The 7,187-nt window shown below is 71.6% G+C and carries 7 protein-coding genes and 1 pseudogene; 3 read left to right on the forward strand and 5 right to left on the reverse strand.

The window, feature by feature from the left end; genetic code table 11:
- Positions 1-300, reverse strand: a pseudogene (locus I003_RS37165) (acyltransferase); the annotation flags it as partial.
- A 301-nt stretch (positions 301-601) separates the two neighbouring features.
- On the opposite strand from I003_RS37165, the gene I003_RS0128490 reads away from it, so the two are divergent.
- Positions 602-1,282 (forward strand): hypothetical protein, encoded by a 681-nt coding sequence (locus tag I003_RS0128490; RefSeq protein ID WP_027774593.1) that lies wholly within the window; start codon positions 602-604, stop codon positions 1,280-1,282.
- Positions 1,283-1,417: 135 nt separating this feature from the next.
- Here the strand turns inward: I003_RS0128490 and I003_RS0128495 are convergent, their stop codons facing one another.
- Together I003_RS0128495 and I003_RS0128500 are read right to left on the reverse strand one after the other, a co-directional pair.
- Positions 1,418-1,912, reverse strand: a complete 495-nt coding sequence (locus I003_RS0128495) for a hypothetical protein (RefSeq protein WP_027774594.1) — start codon at positions 1,910-1,912, stop codon at positions 1,418-1,420.
- 87 nt (positions 1,913-1,999) lie between these two features.
- Positions 2,000-3,139 carry a hypothetical protein gene (locus I003_RS0128500; RefSeq protein ID WP_486584443.1) on the reverse strand — a complete coding sequence of 380 codons (1,140 nt, stop codon included), beginning with the start codon at positions 3,137-3,139 and terminating at the stop codon, positions 2,000-2,002.
- Between the two features lie 309 nt (positions 3,140-3,448).
- On the opposite strand from I003_RS0128500, the gene I003_RS0128505 reads away from it, so the two are divergent.
- The gene (locus tag I003_RS0128505; RefSeq protein WP_486584444.1) at positions 3,449-4,711 is read left to right on the forward strand and encodes an MFS transporter; all 1,263 of its coding nucleotides are present in this window, start codon (positions 3,449-3,451) and stop codon (positions 4,709-4,711) included.
- 6 nt (positions 4,712-4,717) lie between these two features.
- Here I003_RS0128505 and I003_RS33615 read toward each other — a convergent pair whose 3' ends face one another.
- Together I003_RS33615 and I003_RS33620 are read right to left on the reverse strand one after the other, a co-directional pair.
- Positions 4,718-5,428 carry a class I SAM-dependent methyltransferase gene (locus tag I003_RS33615; protein ID WP_051368584.1) on the reverse strand — a complete coding sequence of 237 codons (711 nt, stop codon included), beginning with the start codon at positions 5,426-5,428 and terminating at the stop codon, positions 4,718-4,720.
- Positions 5,429-5,516: 88 nt separating this feature from the next.
- A complete protein-coding gene (locus I003_RS33620; protein WP_199784363.1) occupies positions 5,517-6,155 on the reverse strand; it encodes a hypothetical protein in 639 nt (212 codons plus the stop codon).
- 149 nt (positions 6,156-6,304) lie between these two features.
- On the opposite strand from I003_RS33620, the gene I003_RS0128520 reads away from it, so the two are divergent.
- A partial coding sequence (locus tag I003_RS0128520) for a DUF4158 domain-containing protein (protein WP_158689039.1) occupies positions 6,305-7,187 on the forward strand: 883 nt, incomplete at its 3' end.

A 7,187-nucleotide genomic window follows, 5' to 3' on the forward strand; every position in this document is an offset into this window, starting at 1 on the left:
GGCAGGGGCAGGGGCAGGGGCAGGGGCAGGGGCAGAAGTTCGACTGCCAGGGGGCGGTGGGGCCGGGAGCTTCGTGGCGGCATGCGTGGGGCCGGCCAGCAGGTCCAGCGGGGTCATACCCCAGTGAGCGGCCAGGCGGTCGACGTCGTCGAGCAGCCAGTGGCTCGCCCCGGTCTGACGACGCGACAGGGCCCGCTGGTCCATGCCGATCGCGGCGGCCAGAGCGGTCTGGGTCTCACGGCTACGGCTCATGAGCGCAGCCACCGTCAGCCGCAGCGTTTCCTCAGTACTGAGTGCCATACCCGCCACCATATCACACTCCACTCAATATTTCGTTGTTCTACTCGATTAATGAGTCAATCTTCGACGCATCCGGCACCCCTACGCTCAGCCAGGTCGCGTGAGCGCCCGGCGTTCACAGAAGGCTTAGGAACCCACCCGGCCCAGGCAGGCCGTCAGGCTCGAAGAACCGCCACCCGGCCACCCGACACGACGTGGGCAAAGCCCTCGCCACCGGCGAGGCCTTCAGCCGTCCCACCCACCACAAAGCCGGCACCAATCCCGGCGCGGCACCTGAAGGCCCTTGGGGAGGATCGGACCGGTGAGCAGCGCCGAGGTGCTCTTCTGCCAGCAGCGCTGCCGCACCACAATCTCGGACATGCGAGAAGAGGACCTCTACACCGAGCAGTACTTCGGCGACGATCAGCAATCCGTCGCAGATGCGCCGCAGTGGGAGCAGCAGGCGTTGCCGATGACGAGGCTGAACATGCGTTACAGGAACCCGTACCTGGACTCCCTGACGGCGAAGGTGCTGCTGGGCGACTACTTCGACACCGGGCGTCTGCCGCCCGCGGAGGTCGTCGCGGCGGTACGGCACCAGTCGTGGAGGGACCTGGAGTACAAGGGGGGTTCGCTCGACGCCGTCGGTGACCGGCTGTACGTCCTGTTCTTCCGGTCCATGTGCTCGATGCTGTCGTACGTCAAGGTCGGCCGGACGGAGAAGGAGGACAAGGCGCAGGTCCGGAATCGGATCATGAAGCATGAGGGTGAGGCCAAGATCGCCCAGGCGGTGCTTTTCGACGCGTGGATTTCCCACCCCTGCGTGTCGGCCGTCGTGTGGGAGGACGGCGTCAAGGCGCACTTGAGTGCTGCGGCGGAGGAGGACATCATTCCGGTCGAGCAGGTGAAGGTGGAGTACTTCCGTGGCATCGGCTTCGGCGCTGCTGTCCGGGTGGCCCAAATGCAGGAAGACCGCAGCGGGGTCGTCTTCCTCGCACCGTGATGTCCGGTCCGGGGCGTCGTCCTGCGCTGCGTCTCCGACGGCTGCGGGGCAGGGGTCTCTTGCGGTCGCCGCGCGCACCGGCCTGACCGCGGTGGTCGCCGGCCAGGCCCCACCATCCTCGGTGCTCGCCTCGGCCTACGGCGCGTAGGCGATGGCCGCGGCGATCCGGTCGACGGCCTTGGCGCCGATACGCTGCTTGATCAGAGCCTCGCGCCCGCTGGCCCGCAGATACACCCTGGCGCCAGAGCCGGCCGGCTCCACCTGCACCCGCAGCAGCGCCGGCGACAAGTTCGCTACGCCGGACGGGATGACACCCCACAGGGAGCCGTCGCCCGCCCCGTTGGGGTCTTCGAGACCGGTGCCGAGCTGGGCGATGGCATGGTGCGCCCGGGCGCGGGCGGAGTCTGGGCCGAGCGGGACGTCGATCGTCAACGCCGCGGTCTCCACCCTGGTCAAGCGCGCCCCCAGACGGCCGCCTGCGCGGGCGCCTGCGCGGCCGCCCCTCGCTCCGGGCGCGCCGCCGCCGATCCTGCCGCCCAGTTCGCCCGCGGCGCTGAGCGCGTCCTTCGTCAGCTCAAGCAGCAGATCTGCCTCGGCCCCGGTCAACTCATAGCTGATTTTCTCTGCCATGTCCGGACCGTACCCGTTGGCGACTCGCGTGAAAGTGGCCAAGTCGGCGTCAGCTTTGTGCTGACGTCGGGTGTCGAGGCGGAGCCGTCAGAGCCATCCCTTCTTCCGGAAGGTCTTGGCCCGGACGGAGCACCAGCGGGAGCACAGTGCGCGGGCCGGGTGTCCGGTGGCCGGGAGCGGCTGCGCGCACACGGGGCAGTGGCCGGCCTCGACGACGGGCGCCAGGCGCCGCAGCAACCGGTTGACGCGGCCCTCTTCGCCCTTGCCGTAGGGGATGCGGTCGGCGTCGCAGCCGGTGAGCAGCTCGGCGAACACGGCGCGCAGGGCGGCAAGGTCGCGGCGGCAGGTTCCGAGCAGAGCCAGGTAGTCGTCGACGGGCCAGGTGGTGAGGACGTCGGCGCGGGTGAGGTAGACGCCGAGGGTGTCGATGCGGTGGTGGTCGGCGGCATCGAGGAGCAGGTAGCCGAGGAGCTGCCAGGCGTCGACCAGGCGGAGGGTGCGGGTGTGGCGGGTGCTCTTGAAGTCGAGGAGCAGGCCGTCGGCGACGAGGTCGGCGTCCGCGGCGAGAGCGGCACCGGCGAAGGTGGGGCCCGGGATGCAGGAGGACGGTTCGGTCCGGGCGCGCAGGGCGTGGAGCGGGCCGCGGGCGGCGTGGTGCAGCTGGGCGGTGACGTCGGCGACCATGTCGGGGTGCGGGAGGTCGAGGAGGCGGGCGAGGGTGAAGGCGCCGGGGTCCTCCCGCGCGAGGATGGCCAGCGAGGTGTAGGCGAAGCCGAAGGGGCTGCGGGCGAGGACCTGGTACCAGGCTGCGGCCAGCAGCAGGCGGGCGAGGTCTTCCTCCTCGTCGTGGGTCCGCTCCATCGCCGTGGCACGGTCCTCCAGGTACAGGCGGTCGACGGTCTCGGCCAGGCGCGCGGCGAGCTGCTCGCCGACCGCGCGCATCCGCGCGCCCGCGCCGCGGCCGAAGGAGCCGGAGGCCTCGATGCCGATGCGGGTGGCGTCGTCGACGGGGGCGGAGCTGGTGAAGGCCAGGCGCAGCCGCTGGTCGATCGCGGTGCCGACCGTGCCGGCCTCCGCGCCCACCCCGGCCGGCGGCACCAGGATGTGCTCGGCGCGGTGCCGGGCGCGGAAGGTCTCCTGCAGCGGCTTGGGGCCGGCCGACAGCTCACGGTCCAGGAAGCGGCGCAGCGGGGTCCACGGACTGCGTAATCCGGAGGTCAGACTCACAGGGGCACACCACCTCGATCAGGCACCGCAGAACGCGGCGGACGTCTCTACACGGCGCACCCTAGAAATCCCCTCTGACAACCTGTCGCCCGATAAGGGGACCTGCACCCGATACCCCTGTTCCCGGCACGCATGCGGTAGAGGGTGTGGGCAGAAGCAGCACGTGCCCCTGCGCTGCTGGCGCCCGAGACGCCCCGGGTGCCAGCGGCGCGGCCTCAGCTCTGGTGGTTGCTGCGGCAGTTGCCGCGTTTGAGGGAGGAGTGGCCGAACGCGCCTGTTGATGTTCGTCGGGCTTCTACCCTCACGCGGGTGGGTTACGTGAGCCTGTTGCGGCAGCGTCCGGTTCTGGTCCTGTGGCTCGCCGAGACGCTGTCCGTCTTCGGCGACCGCTTCTTCACCCTCGCGCTGGCATGGACGGCCTGGCAGAGATCCGGCGCGGTCGCCATGGGCCTCGTCGTGGTGGTCGAGTCGGTGCCGCACCTGCTGATCGGCACCTTCGGCCGGAAGCTGATCGCACGCTTCGCCGCCTTCCGCGCGCTCGCCGCCGTCGAGGCCGTGCAGATCCTCATCGTGGGCGCGATGCCGTGGCTGTGGCAGTCGATCGGGCTGACCGGCGTGCTGGTCGTCATCGTGCTGATCGGGACCTGCGACGCGCTGACCGGCCCGAGCCTGTCGGCGCTGGTGCCGTCGATGGTGAAGCCGGATCAGGTGCGGCAGGTGACCGGGCTGATGGACATCTCCAACCGGCTCACCTGGTTCCTCGGCCCCGGCTCGGCCGCGGTGCTGCTGGCCTTCCTGCCGGCCGAGAAGCTGTTCCTTCTGGACGCCGCCACGTTCGCCGTGTCCGCCGCGGCGTTCGCCTGGCTCGGCCGCGCGCGGGCGCCCTGGCCAACGACGGCAGCGCCAGACCCGGACGAACAGGCGCCGGCCGCGGTGGACACGGCGAAGGCGCCCAGAGCGCTGCGCGTGCTGCGCGCGCACCCGCACATCGGGTGCGCGCTGGTGCTCAGCGGCGTCGGGGAGTTCTGCTCCACCGCGCTGACCATCGGCATCCCGATCTGGCTGACCAGCCAGCTCCATGCCGGGGCCGGGGCGTACGCGGTGGTGCTCTCCGCCATGGGCATCGGCGCGGTGGCCGGCAACCTGCTGACGGGCAACGTCGCCCTCCCGGGCCGCTTCCCCATCGGGTACTGCCTGGTGTGGACAGCGCGGGGGATGCTGCTGGCCGCCTTCGCCCTCAGCGACAGCCTGACGGAAGTGGCCATGCTCGCCGCGACGGCCAGCGCGCTGGTGCCGCTGACCTCGATCAGCCTGAACACCCAGATCGGCGGCCTGCCGGGGCCCGAGCGGCTGCGGGTGTTCACCGCCGACTCCGTGAAACTGCACGTGGCCAGCATGGGCAGCATGCTGCTGCTGCCCGCGCTGCTCGAACGCGCCCCGCGGGCCTCGTTCGCGGCGGGCGGCGCCCTGACCGCGGCGGCGGGCCTTGCCGCCGTGTTCGTTGCCCGGGCCCTGGCCCGGCGTGCCACCGGGCAGGCGGCGGACGACGGGGCGGAACTCGCCCGGACGTGACCCGGTTCAGGTCCCGCGGCGGCGGGCCCGGACGACCAGGGTGCGGTACGGACTTCCCTCCGGGCCCTGGACCGGCTCCACTTCCACGCCGGCGAAGCCGTGTCCGTCCAGCAGTCGCCGCCATGTGGCGGCGTCGTAGGAGTAGTGGACGACCGGGAGCCGGGCGCCGCCGGGCAGGGTGAGGTTGTCGACCCGGCGGCCGGGCAGTTCACCCTCGCGCGGGGCGTTGACCGAGAAGCCGAGGATCCCGCCGGGGCGGAGCCGGTCACGGATTGCGGGCACGAGCCGTGTGGGGTCGGCGTACCACAGGGCGCCGTAGATGGAGAAGCACACGTCCAGCAGGGGCAGCTCGGCGAGTACGCGGGCGGCGTCGCCGATTCGCCATCGGGCGGCGGGCAGGTGGCCGAAGCGGGCGCGGGCCTGCGCGATGCGCTGCTCGGCGATGTCGACTCCGACGGCGAGCCGGGCCCCGTGCGCGGCGGCGTATGCAGTGTGCTCGCCGGTGCCGCAACCCAGCTCCGCCACCCACAGGCCGCTCACGTCGCCGATCCAGGCGGCGCCCGGCCCCCGGCCCGGCCACGCGGTCCACTCGATGGTCCGCGGCACCGCGCCGCGCCCGGCGGCCTCGGGAGCGAGCTGGGCGGCGATGCGGTTCCAGGCGCGGGCGTTGACGCCGGCGTCGACCGCACGCCCGCCGGGCGGCATCTGCTGCTCCATCTCGTTTCTCCCCGGCTCTGAAGCGGTGCGGAAGCGGTGTGCGGGTGCCGGGCCGCGTGCTGCCCAGCACCCGCGTGGGGACTGCGGGTCACCGGCGGCCCATGGCCGCGACCCGGTCCATCCAGTCGTGGCGCAGGGAGTCGAGTTCGCGCCGGAAGCCCGCCAGGTCGGTGCCGTAGGCCAGGACGCAGCCGCCGGCCATGTCGGCGGACGCCTGGCAGCCGTGCACGAGCCGGCCGCCGAGCGCGGCGTGCGCGAGGACCGATTCGCGGCGCCGCGGCTCGTTGAACCAGCCCCCGTGATACAGCTCGTCGACCTTCTTGCCCTCGTCCTCGTCGAAGCCGAAGACGACGGAGGTCGCCACGGGGAAGAACCAGCACGGGCCGACGTTGGACAGGTGCCCGTCCAGCTCGACCCGGTTCAGCGCCATGATCGTAGTCGCCTCGCGCAGGGCCTTCAGCTCCCTCGGGGTGACGTCCAGGCCGGGGATATCCAGGTACTCGTCGCGGAAGAGGAAGGCGGCGACCTGGTAGGCGGTGGCCAGAACCTCCGCGGGGTCGTGGGTGACCTGGCCGTGGGCCTTGACGAACTCCAGCGCCCGCTGCTCGACGGCCTGCTCCCTGGTCTCGGTCTCGGCCGCCTCCAGCAGCTCGGTGCGGACCCGGTCCCAGCCGGTCAGGACCCAGGTGGGGTTCTCGTAGCGGAAGAAGTACCGGCCCGGGTCCACGGTAACGGCCCCGGACTCCCAGCTCTGTCCCCAGGGGCAAAGTAACCCGCGGGTAGCTTTCGGGTAGTCAGATGGCCCGTTTCCTCGCTGTCGGACGCCTCGTTGGGCCGTCCGAGTGAAGCCCGGGGCAGGCGAGGGAAGGGGCGGGTGTGCGGCAAGAGTGGTCGCCGGAAGAGCTGTTGGCGAGCTGGACCTTGGTGGACGGCGACTGGGACCTGGTGGCGAACAAGACCGGGGTGACCCGTCTCGGCTTCAGTCTGATGCTGAAGTTCTTCGAGATCGAGGGCCGGTTCCCGGAGCTTGTGGAAGAGGTCCCGCAGCCCGCGGTGGAGTACGTCGCCGGGCTGGTCAAGGTGTCGGCGGCCGAGTTCGCGAAGTACGACCTGATCAGCCGGTCGGCGAAGAACCACCGCAAGCAGATCCGCGAGGCGCTGAAGTTCCGGCCTGCCACCCGGGCCGACGAGGAGAAGCTGATCGCATGGCTGGCCGCGGAGGTGTGCCCGGTCGAGCTGGTGGAGGACCGGCTGCGCGAGGCCCTGCTGGTGGAGTGCCGGGCCAGGATGATCGAGCCTCCGGGCCGCATCGACCGCATCGTCACCGCGGCCCAGACGCGGGCGGAGAAGGCGTTCTGCGCACGGACCATCCAGCGCCTGGGCGACGTCGGGGTGGCCCGGCTGCTGGAGCTGGTGGCCGACGGCAACGAGGACGGCGCCGCGCTGCTGGCGCTGCTCAAGCGCGACCCGGGCGCGGTCGGCCTGGAGTCGTTGCTGACGGAGATCACCAAGCTGAACGACGTGCGGAGACTCGGGCTGCCCGAGGGGCTGTTCGCGGACTGCTCGGAGAAGCTGCTGGCCGCGTGGCGGGCGCGGGCGATCAAGATGTACCCCTCGGACTTCCGCGACACCGCCGAGGAGGTGCGGATCACCCTGCTCGCGGCGCTGTGCGTGTCCCGGCAGGCGGAGATCACCGATGCCCTGGTGGACCTGCTGATCGCCCTGGTACAGAAGATCAATGCCCGTGCCGAGCGGCGGG

The organism is Streptomyces sp. CNQ329, assembly GCF_000482585.1.

Coding starts and splice junctions, on each gene's coding strand:
- I003_RS0128495 (WP_027774594.1), bottom strand. CDS start 1,912: ATGGCAGAGAAAATCAGCTATGAGTTGACCGGGGCCGAGGCAGATCTG.
- I003_RS33615 (WP_051368584.1), bottom strand. CDS start 5,428: ATGGAGCAGCAGATGCCGCCCGGCGGGCGTGCGGTCGACGCCGGCGTC.